The sequence below is a fragment of the Pseudonocardia sp. genome (assembly GCF_029263155.1).
GTDB lineage: Bacteria > Actinomycetota > Actinomycetes > Mycobacteriales > Pseudonocardiaceae > Pseudonocardia.
Genome location: NZ_JAJCYB010000035.1, coordinates 1 through 25,312 on the forward strand (window position 1 = coordinate 1; position 25,312 = coordinate 25,312).

Annotated in this window: 29 protein-coding genes; 23 read left to right on the forward strand and 6 right to left on the reverse strand. The window is 74.1% G+C overall.

The window, feature by feature from the left end; all coding sequences use genetic code 11:
• From Q1K26_RS06095 to Q1K26_RS06120, 6 genes are all read left to right on the forward strand, one after another.
• Positions 1-226: aldehyde dehydrogenase family protein (locus tag Q1K26_RS06095; RefSeq protein ID WP_300008295.1), on the forward strand; the 226-nt coding region annotated here is incomplete at its 5' end.
• Positions 226-1,377: a CaiB/BaiF CoA-transferase family protein gene (locus Q1K26_RS06100; protein WP_300008297.1), complete on the forward strand. Its 1,152-nt coding sequence runs from the start codon at positions 226-228 to the stop codon at positions 1,375-1,377. The genes Q1K26_RS06095 and Q1K26_RS06100, both read left to right, overlap by 1 nt.
• 145 nt (positions 1,378-1,522) lie before the next feature.
• Positions 1,523-2,191, forward strand: a complete 669-nt coding sequence (locus Q1K26_RS06105) for a GntR family transcriptional regulator (RefSeq protein WP_300008298.1) — start codon at positions 1,523-1,525, stop codon at positions 2,189-2,191.
• A 39-nt stretch (positions 2,192-2,230) separates the two neighbouring features.
• Entirely contained in the window at positions 2,231-2,941 is a 711-nt protein-coding gene (locus Q1K26_RS06110; RefSeq protein WP_300008299.1) for a spermidine synthase, read from the forward strand.
• Positions 2,942-2,967: 26 nt separating this feature from the next.
• Positions 2,968-4,002, forward strand: a complete 1,035-nt coding sequence (locus Q1K26_RS06115) for a haloacid dehalogenase type II (RefSeq protein WP_300008300.1) — start codon at positions 2,968-2,970, stop codon at positions 4,000-4,002.
• A gap of 70 nt (positions 4,003-4,072) precedes the next feature.
• A complete protein-coding gene (locus tag Q1K26_RS06120) occupies positions 4,073-4,852 on the forward strand; it encodes a nucleoside phosphorylase (RefSeq protein WP_300008302.1) in 780 nt (259 codons plus the stop codon).
• 4 nt (positions 4,853-4,856) lie between these two features.
• Here Q1K26_RS06120 and Q1K26_RS06125 read toward each other — a convergent pair whose 3' ends face one another.
• Genes Q1K26_RS06125 through Q1K26_RS06135 form a run of 3 tightly spaced genes read right to left on the reverse strand, consistent with a single transcriptional unit; the run spans position 4,857 to position 7,468 of the window.
• Positions 4,857-5,522, reverse strand: coding sequence for a metalloregulator ArsR/SmtB family transcription factor (locus tag Q1K26_RS06125; RefSeq protein WP_300008401.1), 666 nt, complete (start codon positions 5,520-5,522; stop codon positions 4,857-4,859).
• A 39-nt stretch (positions 5,523-5,561) separates the two neighbouring features.
• A complete protein-coding gene (locus Q1K26_RS06130; RefSeq protein ID WP_300008304.1) occupies positions 5,562-6,842 on the reverse strand; it encodes an NAD(P)-binding domain-containing protein in 1,281 nt (426 codons plus the stop codon).
• Positions 6,839-7,468 (reverse strand): class I SAM-dependent methyltransferase, encoded by a 630-nt coding sequence (locus Q1K26_RS06135; RefSeq protein ID WP_300008306.1) that lies wholly within the window; start codon positions 7,466-7,468, stop codon positions 6,839-6,841. The genes Q1K26_RS06130 and Q1K26_RS06135 overlap by 4 nt, the downstream gene beginning before the upstream one ends.
• A gap of 63 nt (positions 7,469-7,531) precedes the next feature.
• On the opposite strand from Q1K26_RS06135, the gene Q1K26_RS06140 reads away from it, so the two are divergent.
• The 17 genes from Q1K26_RS06140 (at position 7,532) to Q1K26_RS06220 (ending at position 21,585) form a co-directional block, all read left to right on the forward strand.
• Positions 7,532-8,146 (forward strand): TetR/AcrR family transcriptional regulator, encoded by a 615-nt coding sequence (locus Q1K26_RS06140; protein ID WP_300008307.1) that lies wholly within the window; start codon positions 7,532-7,534, stop codon positions 8,144-8,146.
• A gap of 196 nt (positions 8,147-8,342) precedes the next feature.
• Positions 8,343-8,906: a hypothetical protein gene (locus Q1K26_RS06145; protein ID WP_300008309.1), complete on the forward strand. Its 564-nt coding sequence runs from the start codon at positions 8,343-8,345 to the stop codon at positions 8,904-8,906.
• 146 nt (positions 8,907-9,052) lie between these two features.
• Positions 9,053-9,529: a MarR family transcriptional regulator gene (locus Q1K26_RS06150; protein WP_300008311.1), complete on the forward strand. Its 477-nt coding sequence runs from the start codon at positions 9,053-9,055 to the stop codon at positions 9,527-9,529.
• Position 9,530: 1 nt separating this feature from the next.
• Positions 9,531-10,049: a MarR family transcriptional regulator gene (locus Q1K26_RS06155; protein ID WP_300008313.1), complete on the forward strand. Its 519-nt coding sequence runs from the start codon at positions 9,531-9,533 to the stop codon at positions 10,047-10,049.
• Between the two features lie 23 nt (positions 10,050-10,072).
• Positions 10,073-10,813 (forward strand): phosphoglyceromutase, encoded by a 741-nt coding sequence (locus tag Q1K26_RS06160; protein WP_300008315.1) that lies wholly within the window; start codon positions 10,073-10,075, stop codon positions 10,811-10,813.
• Positions 10,814-11,007: 194 nt separating this feature from the next.
• Positions 11,008-12,192, forward strand: a complete 1,185-nt coding sequence (locus tag Q1K26_RS06165; protein WP_300008317.1) for an ATP-binding protein — start codon at positions 11,008-11,010, stop codon at positions 12,190-12,192.
• Entirely contained in the window at positions 12,189-12,893 is a 705-nt protein-coding gene (locus Q1K26_RS06170) for a response regulator transcription factor (RefSeq protein WP_300008319.1), read from the forward strand. Before Q1K26_RS06165 ends, Q1K26_RS06170 begins: the two co-directional genes overlap by 4 nt.
• A gap of 213 nt (positions 12,894-13,106) precedes the next feature.
• Positions 13,107-14,021: a type IV toxin-antitoxin system AbiEi family antitoxin domain-containing protein gene (locus Q1K26_RS06175; RefSeq protein WP_300008321.1), complete on the forward strand. Its 915-nt coding sequence runs from the start codon at positions 13,107-13,109 to the stop codon at positions 14,019-14,021.
• 125 nt (positions 14,022-14,146) lie between these two features.
• Positions 14,147-15,172 carry a Ppx/GppA phosphatase family protein gene (locus tag Q1K26_RS06180; RefSeq protein ID WP_300008323.1) on the forward strand — a complete coding sequence of 342 codons (1,026 nt, stop codon included), beginning with the start codon at positions 14,147-14,149 and terminating at the stop codon, positions 15,170-15,172.
• Positions 15,169-16,158: a hypothetical protein gene (locus Q1K26_RS06185; RefSeq protein WP_300008325.1), complete on the forward strand. Its 990-nt coding sequence runs from the start codon at positions 15,169-15,171 to the stop codon at positions 16,156-16,158. Before Q1K26_RS06180 ends, Q1K26_RS06185 begins: the two co-directional genes overlap by 4 nt.
• Positions 16,155-16,985, forward strand: coding sequence for a sugar phosphate isomerase/epimerase (locus tag Q1K26_RS06190; RefSeq protein WP_300008327.1), 831 nt, complete (start codon positions 16,155-16,157; stop codon positions 16,983-16,985). The genes Q1K26_RS06185 and Q1K26_RS06190 overlap by 4 nt, the downstream gene beginning before the upstream one ends.
• A gap of 13 nt (positions 16,986-16,998) precedes the next feature.
• Positions 16,999-17,826 (forward strand): thioesterase family protein, encoded by an 828-nt coding sequence (locus Q1K26_RS06195; RefSeq protein WP_300008328.1) that lies wholly within the window; start codon positions 16,999-17,001, stop codon positions 17,824-17,826.
• Positions 17,827-17,987: 161 nt separating this feature from the next.
• Positions 17,988-18,800: a pyrroline-5-carboxylate reductase gene (gene proC / locus Q1K26_RS06200; RefSeq protein ID WP_300008330.1), complete on the forward strand. Its 813-nt coding sequence runs from the start codon at positions 17,988-17,990 to the stop codon at positions 18,798-18,800.
• A 147-nt stretch (positions 18,801-18,947) separates the two neighbouring features.
• On the forward strand, positions 18,948-19,157 hold the full coding sequence (locus tag Q1K26_RS06205; RefSeq protein WP_300008331.1) for a helix-turn-helix domain-containing protein: 210 nt from the start codon (positions 18,948-18,950) through the stop codon (positions 19,155-19,157).
• A gap of 137 nt (positions 19,158-19,294) precedes the next feature.
• Positions 19,295-19,396: an AURKAIP1/COX24 domain-containing protein gene (locus Q1K26_RS06210; RefSeq protein ID WP_010241351.1), complete on the forward strand. Its 102-nt coding sequence runs from the start codon at positions 19,295-19,297 to the stop codon at positions 19,394-19,396.
• Between the two features lie 141 nt (positions 19,397-19,537).
• Positions 19,538-20,575, forward strand: coding sequence for an NAD-dependent epimerase/dehydratase family protein (locus Q1K26_RS06215; protein ID WP_300008333.1), 1,038 nt, complete (start codon positions 19,538-19,540; stop codon positions 20,573-20,575).
• Positions 20,572-21,585, forward strand: coding sequence for a lysophospholipid acyltransferase family protein (locus Q1K26_RS06220; RefSeq protein WP_300008335.1), 1,014 nt, complete (start codon positions 20,572-20,574; stop codon positions 21,583-21,585). The genes Q1K26_RS06215 and Q1K26_RS06220 overlap by 4 nt, the downstream gene beginning before the upstream one ends.
• A 20-nt stretch (positions 21,586-21,605) precedes the next feature.
• Here the strand turns inward: Q1K26_RS06220 and Q1K26_RS06225 are convergent, their stop codons facing one another.
• The 3 genes from Q1K26_RS06225 to Q1K26_RS06235 form a co-directional block, all read right to left on the reverse strand.
• Positions 21,606-22,469, reverse strand: coding sequence for an HAD-IB family hydrolase (locus Q1K26_RS06225; protein ID WP_300008403.1), 864 nt, complete (start codon positions 22,467-22,469; stop codon positions 21,606-21,608).
• A 178-nt stretch (positions 22,470-22,647) separates the two neighbouring features.
• Positions 22,648-24,054, reverse strand: coding sequence for a DUF5667 domain-containing protein (locus Q1K26_RS06230; protein WP_300008336.1), 1,407 nt, complete (start codon positions 24,052-24,054; stop codon positions 22,648-22,650).
• A 199-nt stretch (positions 24,055-24,253) separates the two neighbouring features.
• Positions 24,254-25,054 (reverse strand): sigma-70 family RNA polymerase sigma factor, encoded by an 801-nt coding sequence (locus tag Q1K26_RS06235; protein ID WP_300008338.1) that lies wholly within the window; start codon positions 25,052-25,054, stop codon positions 24,254-24,256.
• Positions 25,055-25,312: the final 258 nt, after the last annotated feature.

Sequence of the window (25,312 nt, forward strand, 5' to 3'; positions counted from 1 at the left end):
CCCGCGCGCGCCGGCGGCGCGGGTGCGCCCCCCCCCGGGCGCCGGCCCCCCCCGCCCCCCCCCGGGGGCCCCCCCGGGCCAGGTGTTCGTCAACACCTACGGTGCCGCGGGCGGCGTCGAGCTGCCCTTCGGCGGCTGGAAGCGCTCGGGCTACGGCCGCGAGAAGGGCGTCGAGGGCCTGCTCGGCTACACCCAGACCAAGACCGTCGTCGTGGGGATCTCGTGATGCTGCCCCTCGACGGGATCACGGTCGTCTCCTGCGAGCAGGCCGTCGCCGCGCCGATGGCCACGCGCCACCTCGCCGACCTCGGCGCCCGGGTCATCAAGATCGAACGCCCCGGGACCGGTGACTTCGCGCGCGACTACGACGAGACGGTGCAGGGCATGTCGAGCCACTTCGTGTGGCTCAACCGCTCCAAGGAGAGCGTCGCGCTCGACCTCAAGGCGCCCGGGGCGGTGGAGTCGGTCCTGCGGCTGCTGGAGCGCGCCGACGTCTTCGTGCAGAACTTCGCCCCCGGGGCGGCCGAGCGGCTCGGCCTCGGCACCGAGGCGCTGCGGGCCCGCTTCCCCCGGCTGGTCACGTGCTCCATCTCCGGCTACGGGTCCTCGGGGCCCTACCGCGACGCCAAGGCCTACGACCTGCTCATCCAGTCCGAGACGGGCCTGGTCGCGGTCACCGGTACCGAGGACGAGGCCGCGAAGAGCGGCATCCCCGCGGCGGACATCGGCGCCGGCATGTACGCGTTCTCCGGGATCCTCGCCGCGCTCTACGAGCGGGAACGCACCGGCGAGGGCACCGACGTCGAGGTCAGCCTGTTCGACGCGCTCGTCGAATGGATGGGCTACCCGCTCTACTACGCCGGCTACGGCGGGACGGCGCCCGCGCGCACCGGGACCCATCACGCCGCGATCGCGCCGTACGGCACGTTCGTCGCGGGCGACGGGACCGAGGTGGTCCTCGCGATCCAGAACGAACGCGAGTGGGCGCGGTTCTGCGAGCGGGTCCTGCTGCGTGCGGACCTCGCGGCCGACGCCCGCTTCTCCACCGGTGCGCGGCGGGTGGCGCACCGGCCCGACCTGCACGCGGAGATCGCGAAGGTCCTCGACGGCCTCACCGGCGAGGAGGTCACCCGACGTCTGGAGGACGCGGACGTCGCGTACGCCCGGCGCCGCGGCCTCCAGGAGGTGCTCGACCACCCGCAGCTCGCGGCCCGCGACCGCTGGAGGACGGTCGACTCACCCGTCGGCCCGCTCCGCGCGGTGCTGCCCCCGATCTCCTTCGCGGGCCGCACGGCCCGCATGGACCGTGTCCCCGCCCTGGGCGAGCACACCGACGTGGTGCTCGCCCGACTCGACCGGGATGGGCCGGAACCATGAGCGGAACCCGAACCCGTGGCCCGGGCGCGGCTCCCACGGCGGGCATGCGCCGGGGTGGCCGTTGACCGACCGGGGTGCGGCTATGGTGGCGGCACGAGCCCGCAGATCATGGCCCGGGCACCGCTGATGGTTGGGGGTTCGGTCGATGCGCGCGGGTCTCCCGACCAAACGCGACCAGATCGTCGACGAGCTGCGCCGACAGATCCTCGCCGGTGACCTCCCGCGGGGGGCTCGGATGCCCCAGGACGAGCTCGCCCGCGAGTTCGGGGCGAGCATCACCCCGGTCCGGGAGGCCCTGCGCCTGCTGGAGGCCGAGGGCCTGGTCGTCGCGGAGCCGCACCGCGGGGTGCGGGTGGCCGGCGTCGACGTCGACCAGGTGACCGCCACCTACGTCGTCCGGCGCCTCACCGAGACCTACGCCATGCGGCGGGCGACACTACGCCTGTCCCGCCGCGACCTGACCCGGGCGCGCGGGCTGCTGGAAACCGGCGCCGCCGCCGCCGATCCGGCCGCCGCTCGCGACCGCAACCGCGAGTTCCACTTCCTGCTCTACGAGCGGTGCGGCATGCCCGGACTCGTCGAGCGGATCGCGACGATGTGGCAGGCGTTCCCGTGGGACCTGATGCTGCACTCCGAGGCCCGTTCCGCCGCCTCGCACCGCGAGCACCTCGCCATGGTGGAGGCGCTGGAGGTCGGCGACCCGAATGCCGTCGCCGCCGCCACCGAGCAGCACCTGCGCAACGGCTTCGCCGCGATCCTGCTCCAGCTCAGCGGCCGTGAGGGGCCGGACCCGTTCGACGTCGACGTCGACTGAACCCGCAACTGGCGGTCCGACCGACGAAGGGAACGCCGAGTGAGTGCACGTTTCGCCGAGCTCGACTGGAGCGACTCCCCGCTGGGGGCGATCAGTCTGCGGAGGCGACGGGAGCCGTCGCTCGGGATCGACGTCTACGAGGCGAAGCTCGGCGACGAGTTCCTCATGTCGAGCCTGTTCACCGTGGCCGAGGTCGAGCTCGCCCGCCTCGGCCTCGCGGCGACGTCGGGCGGCGACCTCGACGTCGTCGTCGGGGGGTTGGGCCTGGGCTACACCGCACAGGCGACCCTGCAGGATCCGGCCGTCCGCTCCGTGGTGGTCGTCGAGGCGCTCGGCGAGGTGGTCGGGTGGCACGAGCGCGCGCTGCTCCCCGACACCGCGGGCCTGGCGGCGGATCCGCGGGTCCGGCTGCAGTGCGGCGACTTCTTCGCCATGTCGGATTCCGGCCCCGGATTCGATCCGGACCGGCCCGGACGGCGGTTCGACGTGGTGCTGCTCGACATCGACCACACGCCGCAGCATGTCCTGCATCCCAGCCACGCGGCCTTCTACAGTGCCCGGGGGCTGCGTCGCCTCACCCACCACCTGCACCCGGGCGGTGTCTTCGCGCTGTGGTCCGACGCTCCCCCCGACCCAGGGTTCGAGGAGCTGCTCGCGGAGGTGTTCGGCCGGTGCGAGTCCCACGTCGTGACGTTCGCCAACCCGCTGACCCGGGGGACCTCGGCCAACACCGTGTACGTCGCGAGGTGACGGGGGATCGGCCCCGGCCGCCCGTCGTGACGACCTGGTCGCGCCCGTCGCAGGCGGTCGGGCTGTTCGTGCGGGGCCGCACCGCGCGCACGGCGGCGCCGGTGGCCCTGGTGGTCGGCACGATCCTGTCGGCGGTGAACCAGGGTGACGTGCTGCTCGCCGGCGCCGGCCCCGGCACCTGGGTCCGGGTCGCGGTCAACTACCTGGTGCCGTTCTGCGTCGCGAGCCTCGGGTTCCTCTCGGCCCGCCGGGTGCCGGCGGACGGCGCGACCGAGCGGGACCCGGTACCGAACCGTTCCGGTGACGATCCCGGACGCCGGGGGTGCGGGCAGGACCCGGGTGGCAACCTGTACCCGCCCGCTCCCCGGAGGAAGGACAGCCCCGTGCCCCACCGACCGCACACCGTGGCCTTCGACGTCGTCGAGACCCTCATCTCGCTCGAGCCGCTGCACGACCGTTTCGTCGACGTCGGCCTGCCCGGCCCGGCGTGGCAACGCTGGTTCGACCGGATGCTGCGCGACGGTATGGCGCTGACGCTGGCGGGGGACTACGCGCCGTTCCCCGAGGTGGCGGCGTCGGCGCTACGGGTGATCGGTGGTGGCCGGCTCTCCGACGACGACGTCGCCCACGTGCTCGACGGCTTCGCGACGCTGCCCGCCCAACCCGACGCCGAGCAGGCGATGCAGGTGCTCACCGAGGCCGGGATCTCGGTGACGTGCCTGACCAACGGGGCCCGGGAGTCCACCGAGGCGTTCCTCGGCCGCAGCGGCCTGGACCGCTTCGTCGACCAGGTGATCAGCGTCGCCGAGGTGCGGATGTGGAAGCCGCCGCGCGCGGTCTACGACCACGCGCTGGCCCGAATCGGCCGCCCGGCGGCGGACGTGGCGCTGGTGGCGGTGCACGCCTTCGACTGCCACGGGGCCCACGCGGCCGGGCTGACCACCGGGTGGGCCGCGCGGCTGGAGCGGCACTACGCGGAGATCTTCACCCGGGCCGACGTGATCGGTGACGATCTGGTGGACGTGGCCAGGGCTCTTGCGGCCCTGCCGGCCCCGGCCTGACCGAGCAGCGCCCGACACGACGCAGCGGTGCCCGGCGCGGCGGTCGTGGCCGAACTGGTGGGATGGCCGGGTGGACTACCCCTTGCTGGTCGGGAAGGACTATCCGGCGTCGTCGCGGTTCGAGCCGGCGAACCTGCTGCGGGAGGCCCGCCGGCAGCGGGGCCTTCCCGAGGTGCGGGTCCCGGAGGTGTGCCTGCTCGACCCGGACGGTGACATCGTCCGGTTCCTGTCCGGAACCGGCCGCGGGCGCCGGCACCCGGGTTGGGCCTGCTACCACACCGACATGTGGACGGCCGATCTCGACGGGGTCGCGCTCGGGGTGGTCGGGATGGCGGTCGGCGCGCCGTTCGCGGTGCTGGTCGCGGAGCAGTTGGCCGTGTCCGGCGCGGAGCTGGTCGTGAGCATCACCTCCGCGGGACAGCTCGCCCCGCTGCCGCGCACGCCGTGCTTCGTGCTGATCGAGCGGGCCCTGCGCGACGAGGGCACCAGCGCGCACTACCTGCCTCCCGCCCGCTGGGGGCGGCTCGACGACCGGCTGCGCGCCCGCCTGGAGGGCGCGTTCGGGGAGCTGGGCGAGCCGGTCCTGGCCGGGGCGTCGTGGACGACCGACGCCCCGTACCGGGAGACCGCGACGGCCATCGACGCGGCGCAGGCCGCGGGCGTCGTGTGCGTGGAGATGGAGGCCGCGGCGCTCTACGCCTACGCGCAGGCCCGTGACCGTCGGGTGGTCTGCCTCGCCCACATCACCAACACGATGGCGACCGACGGTGACGACTTCGAGAAGGGCCGCGACAACGGCGCACCCGATGCCCTCGCGGTCGCCCGGGCGGTCGCGCTCGCCCTGCGGTGATCGCTCAGCCGGACGCGGTGGCGACCGGGAGCCCGGCCAGGCGCCATTCGAGCATGCCCTGTTCCAGGCGCAGGGCGCGGCGGCCGTGCCCGGTGAGCAGCCGGACGGCATCGTGGGCGAACACGCAGTACGCCCCCCGGCAGTAGGCGACCACGTCGACGTCGGCGGGGAGCTCGGCGATCCGGTCGGCGAGCTCGTCGATCGGGATGGACCGGGCTCCCGGGATGTGTCCGGCGAGGTACTCCGTGGTGGGGCGCACGTCGAGCACCACGACCTCGCCCGCGCGGGCGCGGCGGAGCAACTCCGCCCGCCCGAGCTCCTCGTCCGCGTCCTGTCCGAGATAGCGGGTGCGGGCGGCGGTGACGTCGGGCAGGTGCGTGTCGGCGACGTCGCGCACGTGCGCGTACAGCGCGGCGACGTCGTCGCCCGCCAGCCGGTACCGGATCGTCGTGCCGGACCGGCTGGTGGCGACGAGACCGGCGCGCTTGAGCGTCTGCAGGTGGGCCGAGGTGGTCGTGACCCCGAGCCCGGCGGTGGCGGCGAGATCGGCGACGCCGCGCGGGCCCTGGGCCAGCAGGTCGAGCAGTTCCAGGCGCTTCCCGCTGGCGAGTGCCCTGCCGACCCGGGCCAGGTGCTCGAACAGCTCAGCCTTGGTGCGTGCGTCCCCCATGGGCATCCTCCAACATTCTGTGGAATACGCTAGCAGGAGTCATCCCCCGGCCGTCGTGACCACCTCCCGGGCCGAGGGGGCGACCAGCCACCGGTCGCCGATCTCGACGGTCGGCGCGGTCGCGTCCCCGCCCGCCCCGGCGCGGACCGCGTCCGCCGCGCCGGGGGCACGCCCGATGTCGACCTGGGCGAACGACACCCCGCGCCGGCGCAGGCCGCGGACCAGCCGGGCGCAGCGACCGCACCCGTCGCGCGTGTAGACCGTGGCCAGGGGCGCCGTGGTGGCCGGGCGCCCGGCGAGGTGGTCGACCACGAACCGGGCGTCGGCCCCGACGCCCCCGACCAGGTGCGAGGTGATCGAGGACTGGTGCGGCATGCCGACGACGTACAGGCCGGGGGCGCCGGTCACACCGCGGTGGTGGATCAGCCCACCCGCGTCGTCGCGCACCGGGAGCCGCACGAACCGGTGGTCGGGCCGGAACCCGGTGCACCAGACCACCCCCGCCACGCGCAGCGTGCGGCCGTCGGCGAGCAGGGGCAGTCCGTCGCGGGTGCCGGCCACCCGCGGCACCCGCCGGACCCCGGCCGCCTCCAGATCGCCGGGCCGGATGCGCCCCAGGGGCTCCGCCCCGCCGCGCAGCCCCCGCCGCGCCAGCGTCGAACCGGGCCGGCCCAGCCCGCGCATGAGCGGGTAGGTCCAGGTCCCCAGCGGCGGGACGTGGCCGACGTCGCGTCCGGCCAGGTACACCTGCCGATCCGGGGACGCGAGGTCGACCGCGATCTCGGCACCGGAGTTGCCGGCCCCGACGACCAGGACCGGACCGGTCGGCAGCTGCTCGGGCCGCCGGTACTGGCCCGAGTGCACCTGCAGCACGGCCGGATCGATGTCGGCGGCGAGATCGGGGACGTGGTGGCGACCGTGTGCGCCGGTGGCGACCACGACGTCGCGTGCCTGCCACGCCCGGCCGTCGGTCGCGACCACCCGCAGGTCGGCACCCGCGCGGTCGACGGCGACGACGACGGTGGACAGCTCGACGGGGAGCGCGAAGCGACGGGCGTAGGCGGCGAGGTAGTCGGCCATCGCGTCCTTGGTCGGCGACTCGCGCCGGTCGGCGGGGAAGGGCATGCCCGGCAGGTGGCTGAACCCGGCCGGGGTGAACAGTCGCAGCGAGTCCCACCGCCGCCGCCAGCTCCCCCCGATCTCGGAGTCCGCGTCCAGCACGACGAACGCGCGGCCGCACCGGCGCAGGTGGAAGCCGACGGCCAGCCCGGCCTGGCCCCCGCCGATCACGACGGTGTCGACGTCCTGCGGGTCGGTCATGACACCGGCCTGCGGGCGGCGAGTCGCTCCACGATCCCACCGGCGAACCGCTCCCGCTGCTGCACCAGCAGACCCTGCGCCAGTACCTCCTCCGCCGGGCGCCGGCGGAAGTGCTCACCCATCAGCGGGACCGAGGCCACCTCGGCCAGGCGCTGCACGGCCCGCACCGGCGCCGCCGTCGCGGCCACGTGGTCGGCGAGCAGCAACAGCCCGCCGGGGCGCAGCACCCGTACCATCTCCGCGATCGCCCGGCGGGGGTCGGGGATCCCGCAGAGCGAGAACGTGCACACCACGGAGTCGAACGACGCCTCGGGCAGGTCGAGGGCCTCGGCGTCCCCCACCCGCAGGTCGGCGTCGCGCCCGAGCTCGGCGGCCCGCCGCCGGGCCAGCTCGACCATGGCCGGGCTCAGGTCCACCCCCAGCAGGGACACCCCGGCCGGGTAGTGGCCGAGGTTGAGGCCGGTGCCGACGGCGACCTCCAGCACCGCGCCCTCGGCCTTCCCGCACACCCACGACCGGCTGTCCCGGAACAGCACCCGGTCCAGGAACCGCATCGACGCGTCGGTCTTCGGCGCCGCCCGGTCCCAGTACCGCGCCCACCGCTCCCGCTCCGCACCCGTCGGCATGTCCGGCACCCCCTGACTCGATGTTTACTTCAGCATATACATGCTGGCGCCTACACTGGGCGGATGATCGCGAGCGGGGGGACCGGTCCGGCCCGGTCCGCGGCCTCCGCGCCGCGGCTCCCGCGCGCCGCTCGCCGCGAGCAGATCCTGGCCGCGGCTACCGAGGCGTTCGCCCGTGGCGGGTTCGCCGGGACCGGTCTGGAGGCCATCGCCACCGAGGCCGGTGTGACCCGGGTGATCCTCTACCGGCACTTCGACTCCAAGGCCGACCTCTACCGGGCCGTTCTCGCGCGGGCGCGGGACAACCTCGGCGCCGCCGTCGGACCGCCCGGCTACACCGGGCAGATCGTCGACGCCCTGCTCGCCGGCGCGGCCCGCGACCCCGCCGGGTTCCGGTTGCTGTTCCAGCACGCGGCCCGGGAGCCGGAGTTCCGCGCCGAGGCCGACCGCCACCGGGAGGAGATGTACGCCGCCGCCCATCAGCAGCTCGCCCCGATGATCCCGGACCCGGGCTGGCTCCGCTGGGCCGCGCACCTCACCCCGGCCGCCACGATCACCGCGATCGCGGCCTGGCTGGACGCGGGGCAGCCGGAACCGGACCGAGCCGCGGAGCGCATCCGGCACGCCCTGGTCGGGATCGTCGACGCCGCACGTCGCGGGCCCGGTCGAACCGGGTAGCCGGGCGAGGTGCTCAGATGCCGATGCGGTCGGCCAGCGTCGTCCGGCCGGGTCCGGGCCGGTCCCCGGCGACGCCCGCGCCCGGCCATCGCCGTGAACGGCGCCTCGGCAGGCCGCGACGACCGGGCCCTGCGGTCGCTCCCGCGCCGACGTCGCTAGCCTGCGCACCCAGCCACACCGACCGCGGAAGTGCCGCTTGTCCACGTTGCGCCGCGTCCTGGTCCTCGGGGCGCTCACCGTCATCGCCGTGCTGCTGGCCGGGCTGTCGCTGCTCGATCCCTTCCACCTGCGCCACGCGTCCTGGTTCACCGCGGGCACCGTGCTGCTGGCGATCGTGCTCGCCACGGCCACCCTGACCGTCGCGGTCACGATCTATGTCGCCCGGGTGCTGGTCCTGATGCTCGGGGGCACCCTGGCACTGGGCTGGGCTGTGATCGCCTGGCTGTCCATCGGCCTGGACGAGGAGGGCCGGTCGGTGTCGGAGGTGGTGTCCGGCGGGCAGCGCCTGGTGGTTCTCGAGGGCCTCGAGCGCTTCTCCCCGGACCCGGTGACCTGGGTCGTGCTGCGGGCCGGGAACGGGCCCTTCGAGCAGGAGGCACCCGTCTGGCAGGGGCTGCCCGAGGGCGGCGGGCCCGACACGGTGGCCTTCCGCGGCTCCGACGAGCTGGAGATCCGCAGCGGCACCTGCGTGCTGGTGTCGCGGGTGGAGCCGGTGACGCTGCGCGTGGACCCCGTCCACCGGGCCTCCGCCGCCTGCTGAGCCCAGCGGCTCCCGGGTCGCCTGGAGCGGTCGTGGCGAGGGGAACCGTCCGGGTCACGTCCGGGGCTCGGCCGTACGGGCGTATCCGGCGCGGCCCGGCGCGGGTCGGGGGTGCTCCGGTGTCGGCACGGGCTTACATTGTGGGGATGCCTCAGTCCGGTCCGGCGCAGTCGACGAATCTCGACGAGCAGCTGTGCTTCGCGCTGTACGCCGCGTCTCGGGCCATGATCAGCAGCTACCGTCCCCGGCTCGACGCACTCGGACTCACCTATCCCCAGTACCTGGTGATGCTGGTCCTGTGGGAGCGCGAGGAGGCCACCGTCACCTCGATCGGTGCGGCGCTGCAGCTGGAGACCGGCACGCTGTCGCCGCTGCTCAAGCGCCTGGAGTCGGCGGGGTTCGTCGCGCGGCGGCGTCAGGAGGTCGACGAGCGCTCGGTGCTGGTGTCGCTCACCCCGGCGGGTCGGGCGCTGCGCGAGCGGGTGCCCGCGGTGCAGCGCCAGGTGGTCGAGGCCACCGGCATGTCCGGCGCGGAGATCGCCGAGCTGCGCGAGGCCCTGCACCTGCTGACGGTGCGGCTGCGGGCCGCCACGAACCATGAAAGTTCAACTTTCATCGCGTAGGATGGTCCTCGTGGCGGACGACGGGAAGTGGCTCACCGACGAGCAGCTCGACGCGTGGCTCTCCTACGTCGCGGCGTCCGCGTTGCTCGAGGCCGCCCTCGACCGCCAGCTCCAGCGCGACTCCGGGCTCCCCCACGCCTACTACCAGATCCTGGCGATGCTCTCCGACGTGCCCGGTCGCACGCTGCGGATGAGCGACCTGGCCGCCGCCACGCAGAGTTCGCAGAGCAGGCTGTCGCACGCCGTCGCCCGGCTGGAGCGCAACGGCTGGATCCGGCGCATCCCGTGTCCGGACGACCGGCGCAGCACCCTGGCCCGGCTCACCGACGCCGGGTTCGCGGTGCTCGCCGCGGCGGCGCCCGGGCACGTCGACGCCGTCCGCAGGCACCTGTTCGCAAGGCTCACCGCCGAGCAGGTCGGCCAGCTGCGGGAGATCAGCCGCGCGGTCCTCTCCGGGCTGGCGAGCTCGGGTGACCTGCCCGGTGCCTGTCCGGGGAGTCCGTCACCGCTGGCCGGGTGAGGCCCCATGGCAGAGTTGGCGCCATGGGAACACTGGTGCTGCTCCGCCACGGCCAGAGCACGTGGAACGCGCTGAACCTGTTCACCGGATGGGTGGACGTGCCGCTGTCGGAGACCGGGGAGCAGGAGGCCCGCCGCGGCGGCGAGCTGCTCCGCGACGCCGGGCTGCTGCCCGACGTGCTGCACACGTCACTGATGCGCCGGGCCATCTCCACCGCGAACCTGGCCCTCGACGCGTGCGACCGGCACTGGATCCCGGTGACGCGCGACTGGCGGCTCAACGAGCGTCACTACGGCGCGCTGCAGGGCAAGGACAAGAAGCAGACGCTCGCGGAGTACGGCGAGGAGCAGTTCATGGCGTGGCGCCGCTCCTACGACACCCCGCCGCCGCCCATCGAGGACGGCACCGAGTTCGCGCAGGACACCGACCCCCGCTACGCCGACCTCGGCCCCGACCTCCCCCGCACCGAGTGCCTCGCCGACGTGGTGAAGCGGTTCCTGCCGTACTGGGAGTCCGCGGTCGTCCCCGACCTGCGGGCCGGCAAGGTCGTGCTGCTCGCCGCGCACGGCAACTCGCTGCGCGCGCTCGTCAAGCACCTCGACGGCATCTCCGACTCCGACATCGCCGGGCTCAACATCCCCACCGGCATCCCGCTGCGCTACGACCTCGACGAGTCGATGCGCCCGACCGTGCCCGGCGGGCTGTACCTCGACCCGGACGCGGCGGCGGCCGCCGCCGCGGCGGTGGCGGCCCAGGGCCGCTGATCCGGGGACCTGTCCGCCGGTCACCTGGCCACCCGGTCCCCGCCCGGTCGCCGGGTGGCCGTGCCGCCACGGGAAGGTGCTCGCCGCACCGGTGAACGGGGCGTGAACGGGCGCGGAAATGTCGCTGTCCACGGCGTCACCGCCGTCACGCCGGGGCCTCATGACTGGCCCTGCACGGCCCCGGCCTGCCTACGATGCGGCCCGTGACCGCGCTGCTGTGCGTGCTGATCGCGGCCGCTGCCCTCCTGCTCGGCGTCGCCGTCGGCCTGCGGATGGCGAGGCGGCGCGATGCCGCCGTCCCCGAACCCGCTCCGCCGGTGCCCGGCCCGCCGATGGCCGATCTCCTGGAGCGGGTCTTCCGCTCCTCCGACACCGGGCTCGCGGTGCTGACCCGGGCCGGGGACGTGACGCTGCACAACCCGCGCGCCGTCGAACTCGGACTGGTGCACTCCGGGCGGCCCGACGCGCGGGCGTGGGCGGGGTGCCAGGAGGCGCTGAGGTCGAGGCAGCCGGTGGAGGTCGATCTCTCCCCGCTCAACCAGCGTGGCCGCAGGCCCGCCGCCGTCGTCGCGCACCTGCGGCCGGTCGGCGACGGCTACACCGTCGCCGAGGCCACCGACACCTCCGACGCCGTCCGGCTGGAGGCCACCCGCCGCGACTTCGTCGCCAACGTGAGCCACGAGCTGAAGACCCCGGTGGGCGCGGTCGGGCTGCTGGCCGAGGCCGTGCTCGACGCGGCGGACGACCCGGTCGAGGTGCACCGGTTCGCCACCAAGATCCTCAAGGAGTCGACGCGGCTCGGGGCGCTGGTCACGGAGCTGATCGCGCTCTCCCGGCTGACCGGGGCCGAACGGCTGCCGGAGCTGTGCGTCGTCGACGTCGACGAGGTGGTGCGCGAGGCCATGGCGCGCAGCAGGCTCTCGGCGGAGTCGGCGAGCATCGACATCACCGTGGACCGGCCGACCGGCCTGGAGGTCGAGGGCGACCGGACGCTGCTGGTGACCGCGCTGTCGAACCTGATCGAGAACGCGATCGCGTACTCGCCGGCGGAGGCGTCGGTGTCGGTGTCGCGGCGCAGGTCCGGCAAGTGGGTGGAGATCTCGGTGACCGACCGGGGCATCGGCATCGCCCCCGAGCACCAGACGCGCGTGTTCGAGCGGTTCTTCCGCGTCGACCCGGCCCGCTCCCGGATCACCGGGGGCACCGGGCTGGGGCTCGCGATCGTCAAGCACGTGCTGGCCAACCACGGCGGCGAGGTGCGGTTGTGGAGCAGCCCGGGCACCGGGTCGACGTTCACCATGCGCCTGCCGGCGCACACCGCGGAGCTCGACGAGGTCGACTTCCCGGCCGAGTCGGACGAGCTGGAGGAGATCTCATGACCAGGGTGCTCATCGTCGAGGACGAGGAGTCCTTCGCCGACCCGCTCGCCTTCCTGCTGCGCAAGGAGGGCTTCACCACCGCGGTGGCGACCACCGGCCAGGACGCGCTGGAGGAGTTCGACCGCAACGGTGCCGACATCGTGCTGCTCGACCTCATGCTCCCCGGCATGAGCGGGACCGACGTCTGCAAGGCGCTGCGCACCCGCTCCGCCGTCCCCGTGATCATGGTGACGGCGCGGGACAGCGAGATCGACAAGGTCGTGGGCCTGGAACTGGGCGCCGACGACTACGTCACCAAGCCCTACTCCGCGCGGGAGCTCATCGCGCGCGTGCGCGCCGTGCTGCGGCGCGGGGGTGAGGCGGGACCCGAGGTGGACGGCCCGGGCGGCTGGGGCAACGGCGCGGTGCTGGAGGCCGGGCCCGTGCGGATGGACGTGGAGCGGCACGTGGTGTCGGTGGGCGGTGCGGACGTGGCGCTGCCGCTCAAGGAGTTCGACCTGCTGGAATACCTGCTGCGCAACGTCGGCCGGGTGCTCACCAGGGGACAGCTGATCGACCGCGTCTGGGGTGCGGACTACGTCGGGGACACCAAGACGCTCGACGTGCACGTCAAGCGGCTGCGCAGCAAGGTGGAGACGGACCCGAGCGCGCCCAAACACCTGGTGACGGTCCGCGGCCTGGGCTACAAGTTCGAGGGCTGAGGTAGCCGACCACGGCCCGGCGGCATGCCGTGAACCCGCCGATCAAGGGCAGATGGTCGCCCGTGGATCACCCGGCGCCGCCATCTGCCCTTGATCACCGCGGTCGGGGTGGGTTGCTGCGGCTGGGCGCAGGTTGTCCACATGGCTGCGTGGCCGTCCACAGATTTGCCGACGGCCCGCCGAAGTGGTGCGCCGGCCCCCATCGTCAGGTTCGTGCGATCACCACTGCGCGAGCTCGCGGCTTCGCAGCGCGGCGCGTTCAGCACCGCACAGGCCATGCGTTGCTATACCCGGGCCGAGGTGCGGGCCCGCGTGCGGTCCGGCCGCTGGGTCCCCGTGTTCACCGGCAGCTACCGCCTGGCCGAGAGCGAGCCGGACGCGCGCCTGCGCCTGGCCGCCGCGGGCCTGAGCATCGGGCGCCCCGTCGCCGCCTGCCTGCACACGGCGGCCGAGCTGCACGGCTTCGGGGTCCTCGACACCGGCGTCACCGAGGTGGCGGTCGACCCCGGGGCGCCGTGCCTGCACCGCGACGGGCTGTGGCCCCGCCAGCTCGTGCTCGCGGCAACGGACCTGACCCGCCTGTGGTGCGGTGCGTGCGTCACCACCGCCGACCGCACCGCGATCGACCTGTCCCGCACGCTGTCCCGGCTCGACGCTCTCCCCGTGCTCGACGCCGCCCTGCAGACCGGGAAGTGCACCCCGGAGTCGCTGGCCGCGGAACTCATCCGCCACGTCGGGTTGCCGGGGGTGCGGCAGGCCCGCGAGCTCGTACCGCTGGCCCGCACCGGGTCCGAATCGCCGCAGGAGTCGCGGATGCGGCTGCACTGCCACGACGCCGGCCTGCCCGAGCCCACGGTCCAGCTCCCGGTGCTCGACGCGCGGGGCCGCGTGCACCGGTGGCTGGACCTCGGCTGGCTGCGGGAGAGGGTCGGCCTGGAGTACGACGGCGAGCAGGCCCACGGCAACGATCGGCGCCGGGCCGACCGGCGCCGGCACAACGTCCTGGCGGACGACGGCTGGGCGATGTTCTACGCCACGGACCAGGACGTCCACGACCCACGCACGCTCATGGCCCAGATCGATCGGGCGATCGCCCGCCGATCAAGGGGAGACGGTCGCTCGCGGTGATCCACCGGCGACCATCTGCCCTTGATCGGCGGGGTGCGCAATCGGCGGGGTGCGCACCGGCGACTGCGTGCGGTGTGTGACGGGTTCGGTCACGGGTTCGTCACGGCGCGCAGTAGCCTGGGCCGGTGCGCCTGGGTGTGCTCGACGTCGGGTCCAACACCGTCCATCTGCTCGTCGTGGACGCGCACCGCGGTGGGCACCCCACCCCCATGACGTCGGAGAAGGACGAGCTGCGGCTCGCGGAGAACCTCGACCGCTCCGGGGGGCTCACCAAGGCCGGGGCCGACGCGCTGGTCCGCACCGTCGGGAAGGCGGGTGCCGCAGCCACGCGGGCTGGCTGTTCCGACCTGCTCGCCTTCGCCACCTCGGCCCTGCGCGACGCCACCAACTCCGCCGCGGTGCTCGCGAGGGTCCGCGACGAGACCGGCGTCGCGCTGCAGGTCCTGCCGGGCGAGGACGAGGCGCGGTACACCTTCCTCGCGGTGCGCCGCTGGTACGGCTGGTCCGCGGGCCGGCTGCTGGTGCTCGACATCGGCGGCGGGTCGCTGGAGCTCGCGGCGGGACGTGACGAGCATCCCGCCGTCGCGGCGTCGCTGCCGCTGGGGGCCGGCCGGCTCACCCGCGAGTGGTTCCGCTCCGACCCGCCGTCACGGCGCGAGATCGACGCGCTGCGCGCTCACCTCGACGTCGAGCTCGCCGGGGTCGCCCGCAAGGTGCGGCGGGCAGGTAGCCCGGACCTCGTGGTGGGCACCTCCAAGACGTTCCGCTCGCTCGCGCGACTCACCGGCGCGGCGCCGTCGAGCGCAGGCCCCCGCGCCCGGCGCCTGCTCACCGACGTCGGGCTGCGGCAGCTGGCCGCGTTCATCACCCGGATGTCGGCGGGCGACCTGGCCGAGCTGGAGGGCGTCAGCCCGAGCCGTGCGCACCAGCTCGTAGCGGGTGCACTGGTGGCGGAGGCCGCGATGCGGGCACTGCGGATCACCCAGCTCGAGATCTGCCCGTGGGCGCTGCGCGAGGGCGTCATCCTGCGGCGACTCGACACATTGGACGCGTCGACGCACCCGCCCTCGACACAGACGGACCGTTCGGCGCAGAACACGCCGGACGCACTTGGACGCTTGACGACGTACGAGGCACGGTGTACTGGATGAGTTCCGAGACCGACCACCCACGTCAGCGCACCGTCGCCGAGCTCCTTGCCGAGCACGGCGGCGGTACCGGTGCGACCGGTCGCCGTCGCCGCCGCCGGGAGCCCGACGAGCCGGACGAGGGCCCCGCCCCGCCCGGCGCGGGCACGTTCGCCGGTCAGGCTCCCGCCGGCGAACAGCGCGCCCCCGAGCGCCGCGTCCCGGTGCTGCCGGACCGGTCGGTGCTGCGGGAGCCGGTGCCCCGGACGCCGCACGCTCCGCCGCCGGCCCCCCCGGCGGCGCCCCGGCCGGCCGTCGAGGACGTTCCGCTGTTCACCTCCGGCCCCGATCGCGGTCCCGAGCGCGAGCACCCCACCGACGTGATGCCCCGCTTCCGTGATGCGGCGCCGGCGGTGGATGAGGACCTCACCGGCCCGATGCCGCAACAGAACGGCGTCGATCCGGACGGCGTCGACGAGGGCCCGTCCACCATGATCGGTGCCGCACCGGTCGGGGCCGAGGCCTGGCACGACGCGCGCACCGCGGACGCGCGGCGGGCGGGCACCTCCGTCGACGACGCCCCCCCGCTGCCCCGCGGCCCGGTCGACGCCGACGACGGTCCCGCCGGGCTCGACCCGGACGACCCCTTCGCCGACGAGCCGTCGCCCGTCGATCTCGAGAAGCACGACGACGCGGTCGAGGCGCCGAAGCCGCGCGAGCGACGGCTGGGGCGGGCGGCCCAGGCGAGTGCGGGGCCCGCGTGGGCCACGGTGATGATGCAGTGGATCGGCGGCGCGCTCGGCGGCGCGGTGCTGTGGGTCGCGTTCCGCTTCCTGTGGCGCAACCTGCCGGTCGTCGCGCTGGCGTCGGCGGTGCTCGTCACGGTCGGGCTCGTGGTGATCGTGCGCGCGTTGCTGCACAACGACGACCGCCGCACCACGATCTTCGCGGTGCTGGTGGGGCTGCTGCTCACCGTGTCGCCCGCGATCCTGGTACTCCTGGGCAGATGACCGCGCCGCCGCCCGTCGCCCTCTCCACCGCCTCGGTGTACCCGGAGCCGGTTGCGGCGGGCTTCGAGGTGGCCGCGGAGCTGGGCTACGACGGCGTCGAGTTGATGGTGTGGTCGGACCCGGTCAGCCAGGACGTCGCGGCGGTCGATCGGCTCGCCGAGACCCACGGCGTGCCGGTACTGGCCCTGCACGCCCCGTGCCTGGCCGTCACGCAGCGGGTGTGGGGCGCCGACCCGCTGGTCCGGCTGCGGCGTTCGGTCGATGCGGCCGCGCGGCTCGGCGCGTCCACGGTGGTCATGCACCCGCCGTTCCGCTGGCAGCGCCGTTACGCCGCGGCCTTCGCGGACGAGGTCGCCCGTGCGGGCGAGCACGCCGGTGTCGCGATCGCCGTCGAGAACATGTTCCCGCTGCAGCGCGGCGGGCTGCGCACGGTGCCCTACAGCCCCGGCTACGACCCGACCGCCGTCGGTCACGCGCACTACACGCTCGACCTCTCCCACACCGCCGCCGCCGGGTCCGACGCGCTCGCGATGCTCGACCGCATGGGTGAGCGACTCAGCCACCTGCACCTCACCGACGGCAGCGGATCGCCGCGGGACGAGCACCTCGTGCCCGGGCGCGGCACGCAGCCGTGTGCCGAGGTGTGCGAGCGGCTCGTCGCGTCGGGCTTCTCCGGGGTGGTCGTGCTGGAGGTCAGCACGCGGCGCTGCCGCACCCGCTACGAGCGCACGTCGTTGCTGGCCGAGTCGCTGCTGTTCGCCCGGCTGCACCTGCAGCCCGCGCGCGACGCCGATCACACCGACCGGGTGTCGCTGCCCCTGCGGTGATAGAGCTGTCCCCATGACGACCGGGACGGAGACCGCGCCGCCCTTCCGCCGCGCCATCGCCATCGAGCCGCGGGGTGCGGGCCGCTACGTCGCCGAGCTGGGCCCGGACTGGACCGTCGGGCCCAAGGCGCACGGCGGGATCCTGCTGGTGCTGCTGGTACGCGCCGGTCTGGCCCGGCTGGCGGCCGACGCCCCGGGCGCGGCGCCGGACCCGTTGGCGGTCGCCGCCGACTTCCTGCGCGCCCCCGACCCGGGCCCCGTCGAGCTGCAGACCGAGGTGCTCAAGATCGGGCGGACGGTGTCGGTCGTCTCCGTGCGGATGACGCAGGCGGGCCGGACGATGCTCGCGGCCACCGTCACCGCCGGGGTGCTGCCCGGCGACGAGCCGCTGTGGGTCGATCTGCCGGACCTGCCGGCCGAGCCCCCGGCCGACGCGATCGACCCGGCCGCCGGTGCCACGGTGTTCGGCCTCGCCGGTTCCTGCGACCTGCGATTCGACGCCGCCACCGCCGCGTTCGCGCGCCACGAGCAGGCACCGCCGGTCCTCCACGGCTGGACGCGGCCGCGCGACGAGCCCGTGGACGTCCTCTACGCGCTGCTGGCCGGCGACATCCTGCCGCCCACGGTGTTCAACGTCGCCGGCCGCTTCGGCTGGGCGCCCACGGTCCAGCTCACGGCGCTGCTGCGGGCCCACCCCGCGGAGGGCTGGCTGCGGCTGGAGAGCCGGTCGACGGTGGTGGCCGGCACCTGGTTCGACGAGGACGTCACGGTGGTCGACTCGGCGGGCCGTCTGATCTGCCAGGCACGCCAGCTGGCCCTGGCCCCCCAAGTCACGTCCTGAACCCGGTCGTCGCCGCGCCGCCGTCGCCGTCGGGGTCGCCGTCGGGGTCGCCGTCGGGGTCACAGCAGGGTGGCTCTACTCCGGTCCAGTCGGAGCACAGCCACCCCGCTGTGACCGGGCGCGGGCCGGGGCGGGCGCCGGCGCGGGGTTACCGTGCTCCCATGACGCGTATCGCGGTGCTGGGGGCGGGCAAGATCGGCGAGGCCTTGCTGGCCGGGCTGCTGGCGGCGGGGCGGTCCCCGGCCGATCTCGTGTTCACCGAGCGGCACCCCGAGCGGGCGGCCGAACTGGGCGCTCGGCTCGGGGTGGGGTCGGTGGACGTCGCGGGCGCGGCGCGACACGCCGAGATCGCGGTCATCGCCGTGAAGCCGCAGGACATCGTGCCGGTGCTCGCCGAACTGGCGACGGCGATCACGCCCGGCACGCTGGTGGTGTCGCTGTGCGCCGGGGTCCCGCTCTCGGTGATCGAGGGCGCGCTGCCGGCCGGCACCGCGGTGGTGCGGGTCATGCCGAACACACCGATGCTCGTCGGGGAGGCCATGAGCGCGGTGTCCGGCGGAGCGCACGCCGACGACGCGCAGCTGGCCGCGGTCGAGAAGATGCTCGGGGCGGTGGGCCGGGTGGTGCGGGTCCCGGAGTCGCAGCAGGACGCCGTCACCGCACTCTCGGGATCCGGGCCGGCGTACTTCTTCTTCCTGGTCGAAGCCATGATCGACGCGGGGATCCTGCTCGGTCTGCCGCGCGCTGTCGCCGCCGACCTCATCGTCCAGTCGGCGTTCGGGGCGGCCCGGATGCTGCGCGAGTCCGACGACCACCCGGTGATCCTGCGGGAGGCCGTCACCTCGCCCGCGGGCACGACCATCGCCGCGATCCGCGAGCTGGAGAAGCACGGCGTGCGGGCCGCGTTGATCGCCGCGATCGAGGCCGCCCGCGACCGATCGGCGGAGCTGGGTCGCGCGGCGGCACGGGCTTGACCCGAACGGTTGACCACGCTTCACCCGGACGCGAGGCTGAATTCCCCGCCAGAGTGGTACCGGGTGTCGAAGTCGTCACACGGGCACCGCTAAGCTCACACAGAACACCAGGGCACAGGTCTGGTGACCCACGAAAGCGGTGATCGGATGGCGTCCGAGCAGCCTGAGCTCCATCTCGCCCAGGTCCAGTTCCTGACCGTGGCCGAGGTCGCGGCGGCGATGCGTGTGTCGAAGATGACGGTGTACCGCCTCATCCACTCCGGCGAGCTGCCGGCGGCGCAGGTCGGCCGCTCCTTCCGCGTGCCCAAGCGGGCGGTGGAGGACTACCTGCGCAATGCCTACTTCGACGCGGGCTAGCGCCGTCCGCGCCGGGCATCCCGCGCAGGCTCCCCCGTCCCGCGGCTGGTGCCCCGACGGTCCCGGGAGACCACCCCGGTAGGGTGGAGGTTCGGTCTTGATCCGTACCACCGTCCCCGACCAGGAAGGGCGCCAGCATGGGCTCAGTCATCAAGAAGCGCCGCAAGCGGATGTCGAAGAAGAAGCACCGCAAGCTCCTGCGCAAGACCCGCGTGCAGCGTCGCAAGCTCGGCAAGTGACCGGCGGCCGGCAGGGGACTGCCGGCCGGGCCGGTCGAACCATCGGGCCGGGGTGTCGGTGCCCACGACCCGGCCCGCGGTGAGCGCGCAGGGTCTAGCATCGGCCACTCACCGCAATCGAGTAGTTCCCGGAGTGGGTCCGTGCCGCCTTCCGTCGTCCTCGTCACCGGGGTCAGCCGTTTTCTCGGCGGGCACCTGGCGGCCCGGCTGGCCGCCAATCCCGACATCGACCGGGTGCTCGGCGTCGACACCGTGCCCCCGCCCCGCGACCTGCTGAGGCGCATGGGGCGTGCGGAGTTCGTGCGGGCCGACATCCGCAACCCGCTCATCTCCAAGGTCATCGAGCACGCCTCGGTCGACACCGTCGTGCACGCCTCGCTCTCGGCGAACCCGGCGTCGTCGGGCGGGCGGGCGACGATGAAGGAGATGAACGTCATCGGCACGATGCAGCTGCTCGCGGCGTGCCAGAAGGCGCCCACCGTGCAGCGCATGGTGCTCAAGTCCACCACCGCGGTGTACGGCTCCAGCCCGCGCGACCCGGCGCTGTTCGTCGAGACCACCACGCCCAAGGACCTGCCGTCGGGCGGGTACGCGAAGGACGCGGTCGAGATCGAGGGCTACCTGCGCGGGTTCGCCCGCCGGCGTCCCGACGTCGGGGTCACGGTGCTGCGATTCTCCAACTTCATCGGGCCGCGCATCGACACCGTGCTCACGCGCTACTTCGCGCTCCCGGTGATCCCGACCGTCCTCGGCTACGACGCCCGCGTGCAGCTGCTGCACGAGGAGGACGCCCTCGCGGTGCTGGAGCGGGCCACCAATGCCGACCTGCCCGGCGTGTTCAACGTGGCCGCCGACGGGGTGCTGCTGCTCAGCCAGGCCATCCGCCGCGCCGGACGGGTCGCGCTGCCGGTACCGACCTTCGCGGTCGGACCGGCGAGCCGGGTCTTCCGCGGCGCGCGGCTCGTCGACTTCTCGCCCGAGCAGATGCGGTTCCTCAACTTCGGCCGGGTCGTCGACACCGGGCGGCTGCGCCGCCAGTTCGGTTTCACGCCACGCTGGACCACCACCCAGGCCTTCGACGACTACGTGCGCGGCCGGGCCCTGCGCCCGGTCGTCTCGGCCGAGCGCATCGAGTCGGTCGAGCGAGGCGTCCTCGCGGCCGCGCGGAGCCTGCGATGACGAGGGGAGCGGCCGTGCCGGACGCCAAGGTCATCCCGCTGCACGCCGACGAGACCGGGGGACGCACGCGCTGGCGGCTGGGCTCCGGCCCGCGCGCGGCGCGCCCGGAGCCCGTCGCCGCGCCCGCGCCGGAGCCCGAGCCCGAGGCGACCACCCAGGAACTGCCGCCGGAGTGGGAGGAGGCGCTGGCCGAGACGCTGGCGTTCCTGCGCCGCAGGCTGTCGGGCGAGTACGCCGTCGACGACTTCGGTTTCGACGCCGAGCTCACCGACAACGTCCTGCTCCCGGCGTTGCGACCGCTCTACTCGCGGTGGTTCCGGGTCGAGACCATCGGCATGCACCACGTGCCCGACACGGGTGGCGCGTTGATCGTCGCCAACCACTCGGGCACGGTCCCGCTCGACGCGCTGATGACCTCGGTCGCCCTGCACGACGAGCACCCCGCGCAGCGGCACCTGCGGATGCTCGGCGCCGACCTGATGTTCAAGCTCCCGGTGCTGGGCTCGCTGGCCCGCAAGCACGGCAGCACGCTGGCCTGCATGCCCGACGCGGAGCGGTTGATGTCGGCCGGTGAGGTCGTCGGCGTGTGGCCGGAGGGCTTCAAGGGCATCGGCAAGCCCTTCCGGGACCGCTACAAGCTGCAGCGTTTCGGCCGGGGCGGTTTCGTCTCCGCCGCGCTGCGCACCGGCGTGCCGATCATCCCGTGCTCCATCGTGGGGGCGGAGGAGACCTACCCGAAGATCGGCGACATCGCGCCGCTGGCCCGGCTGTTCGGGGCGCCGTACTTCCCGGTGACGCCCACGTTCCCGCACCTGGGGCCGCTGGGGATGGTCCCGCTGCCGTCGAAGTGGTACATCGAGTTCGGTGAGCCGATCTGCACCGAGGGCCTGGGCGCCACCGAGGCCGACGACCCGATGCTCGTGTTCAACCTGACCGACCAGGTACGCGAGACCATCCAGCACACCCTCTACCGCCTGCTCAGCCAGCGCCGCAACGCCTTCCTGGGCTGACGGTCACCCGCCCGTACCGCTCAGCGCTTGCGGACGACGAACCCCGCGGCGGCGGCCACCGCGCCCGCGCCGAGCACCGACGGCACGCCGATGCGGGCGGCCTTGCGCCCGGTCCGGAAGTCGCGGATCTGCCAGCCGTGCTTGCGGGCGGCGTCACGCAGGTCGCCGTCGGGGTTGACCGCCACAGCGGTGCCGACGGCCGAGAGCATGGGGACGTCGTTGACGGAGTCGGAGTACGCGGTGCAGCGTCGCAGGTCCAGCCCCTCGGTGGCGGCCAGCGCGCGTACCGCGTGGGCCTTGGCCGGGCCGTGCAGGATCTCACCGACCAGCCGCCCGGTGTAGACACCGTCGATGCTCTCCGCCACCGTGCCCAGCGCCCCGGAGAGCCCCAGCCTGCGCGCGATGATCAGCGCCAGCTCGACGGGCGTGGCCGTGACCAGCCAGACCCGCTGCCCGGCGTCGAGGTGCATCTGGGCCAGCGCACGGGTGCCGGCCCAGATGCGGTCGGCCATCAGCTCGTCGTAGATCTCCTCGCCGAGCGTGGTGATCTCCTCGACACCGCGGCCCGCCACGAATGAGAGGGCGGTGTCGCGCCCGGTGGTCGTCGAGTACGTGCTCTCCCGGCCCCCGATCCGGAACTTCACCTGCTGCCAGGCGAAGCCGACGAGGTCGGAGGTGGTGAAGAACTTGCGCGCGGCGAGCCCGCGCGCGAAGTGGAAGATCGAGGCACCGACCATCATCGTGTTGTCGACGTCGAAGAACGCGGCGGCCGTGAGGTCGGTGAGCGGGACGTCGCCGGGTCCGCTGTCGCCCGCGGCGACCGCCGCCGCCGCCGACGCCTCTCCCGCCCGCACGGCCGGGTCGAGAGCCGTGGACGCGTCGATCGGGGTGCCTCCCGGTGTCGTGCCCCCCGGCGTCGTGTCTGCTGCTCCTGCCACCTGCGGTCCTCCGAATGGCACGACGGTCTGGCGGCTCACCATAACGAAAGGGACCGCCGCGGAGATGCCCCACGACGGTCCCGGTCGTACCCGGGTGGTGCCTGGCGCGCGCACCAGGCACAGGTCAGCCGATGCTGACGCCCGGCATGCCGGGGAGCAGCGGCGGCAGCTGGATCGGCGGCACCAGCGGCAGCGGGACCGACACCTGGTCGTCCCGGTCGCTGCCGTCGCTGCCGCCGCTGGTGGACAGACCGTCGCCGTCGGTGCCCGGGAGCGGGAGCCCGTCCGGCCCGAGCTCGGGCAGCACCCCGCTGTCGGGGGCGTCGGACTCCTGCGGGGTGCTGGTCCCGGGGCCGGAACTCGGGGCCGACGAGCCGGTGCCGCTGTTGTCCGGCGTGGTGGTGGGGCTGCTCTCGTCGACGGCCGTGTCGGGGTCGTCGGCGACGGCCGGGCGCGGGCTGCAGGTGCCCTCCGACGGCAGGGGGCCGAGATCGTCGGTGACGTTCGAGGTGACCTCGGAGCACTCCGACCGCGCCTCGAGGGCCTCGGTACGACCGAGCAGGCGGTCGAGCAGGGCGATCGAGGTGTCCGCCTCGGCGACCGCGGGCTCGGGCAGCGAGGAGCGCAGCACCGCCAGGCGCGCGACCTGCTCGGAGGCCCAGGTGCGCAGGTCGGCCAGCGCGGCCGGGCCCGACGCGTCCTCGGCGGCCAGCAGCATCCGCGAGCCCTCGCCGGTGGACGAGTCGAAGTCCCGCATCGCGGTCTCGACCCGCTCGGCGTCCGCGGCGTCCCCGGAGTCCCGGCCGACGAGCTGCTCCACCTCGTTGATGCGGGTCGTGGCCAGCTCGAGGTGCCGCTGGGCGCGGGCGGTGTCGTCGAAGGTCAAGGCCAGCGCGGTGTTCTCCGAGATCCGCTTCATCGCGTACAGCATGTCGCCGGGGAGCGCGTCGCGGCTGGCGACGGAACCGAGGGTGGCGAGCGCGACGAGGGCCGCGAGCGCGGAGGCGCCGACGACCGCGACGCGGCGGCGCAGCCCGCGGGAGCCGGGGCGCTTCGAGGCACGTGACCGGCCTGCGGGCCGCGTCGGCAGGCTGTGGCGGCCCGCCCGCCCGGCGCGCGACGGGGGTGCGCCGGGCGAGCCGGCGTCGTCGTCGGCCGCGGCCGCCTCGGCGACGACGGTGGGCGCCGGCTCGGGATCGGCGTCGGCGATGCGGCCGATCACGGCGGTGTCGTCCTCGGCCGCCACCGGCTCGATCGGCGCCGTCAGCTCGGCCGCGGCGGGCGCACCGCCCGACGGGAAAGCCCCGTCGGTGTTCGCCGCCATCAGGGCGGCCATCAGCCGCTGCTTGGCCTGTGCGCGATCGGTGGGGTGCGGATCGAACGCCGCTCCACGCGTACGCAGCATCGCCACGATGTCGAGATCACGTGCGAGCTCGACGTCCGCGACCGACGCGGGGGATCTCCCCTGGTCGATCGCAGCGGCGAGCCGCTCTGCGTCCCCGTTACGGTCGGGGCCCTGTCCCGCGGACATGTTGGCCGTCCTCACTGCAATCCTGCACTGGGTGTCCCCGGGCTCGATTCTGGGCCCGGTCGTGCTGCGCTTTCTCGACGTTCACCAGTACAACGACGCTGCGCGCTCGGGGATACGGCTGTGAGACCGTTCACCGCATCGAGTTGTTCGTTCGCCGCACCCGTAACGCGGATGCCTGCAGAACCGATAGAAGGGCCGGTCATCGGAGCCCCTCCGGAAGTAGCTGGGCGAGCCGGCGTACCGCCCGGTGCTGCAGGGCCTTGACCGCACCCTCGTTGCGATCCATGATGCGCGCCGTCTCGGCGACCGACAGGCCCTGCAGGAACCGGAGCTGGATGCATTCCTGCTGGTCGGGGTTGAGCTTGCGCACGCACCGGATCAGCTCGTCGTTCGTGGCGCCGTCGAGCACCTGCTGCTCGGGTCCGTGCGTGCTCGGCGAGATGTCCACGATGTCTGCCGTGGTCGACTCGAGCCGGAAACGGCTGGACTTCACGTGATCGAAGATCAGGTTGCGGGCGATGGTGACGAACCAGGCCGCGATGTCGCGGCCCTGGTAGGTGACCGAGCTGATCCGGCGCAGCGCCCGGACGAAGGTCTCCTGGGTGATGTCCTCGGCGAGTGTCCGGTCGTTCATGCGGAACAGGACGTAGCGGAACACGACGTCGTAGTAGCGCTCGAACAGCTCGCTGAAGGCGCTCATGTCGCCCTCTTGCGCGCCCTTGACCAGCGTCCAGGCGCCGTTGTCGGTGGTCTCGGGCTCCGAGTCCGGTTCCGGCTCCGCCGCGGCGGCGGCCACCTCGGCGACGACCTCGGCGGCCGGCCTGGCCAGCTCGCCGGAGTTGTGGGCACGGGGCCGGGGCAGCGGCATGGCCGCTTCGGCCGTAGGTGGCTCCTCGGTCCGGCGGCCGGATCTCGTGGGTGCGTCGAGCGGCCCGCCCGCGGCGGAGCGGGCGGCGGCATCGGTGCGGAGCAGCCGGGGCGGTCGCATCGGGTGGGTCATGCCCCCCGACCGGTCCGGTGACCGCGCCGGGCGGGGCGCTGCGGAACTGCCCGCGGTGCGCTGTCGACAGGCTGCATGCCACTCCCTTGGGTGAATCGCGCGTCTACGGGGGAGCTGACGCGTTGAACCGTCTGAAGTGGGGTGAGCATACGGGCGGCCGGGTGTGTGCAAGCACGCAGCATCCACTTGCGGTGCTCCTGTTCCGGTGAGCGGACGGTCACGCGCGGTCAGCGTCATGGTGTCGCGTGTGTTGCCGCG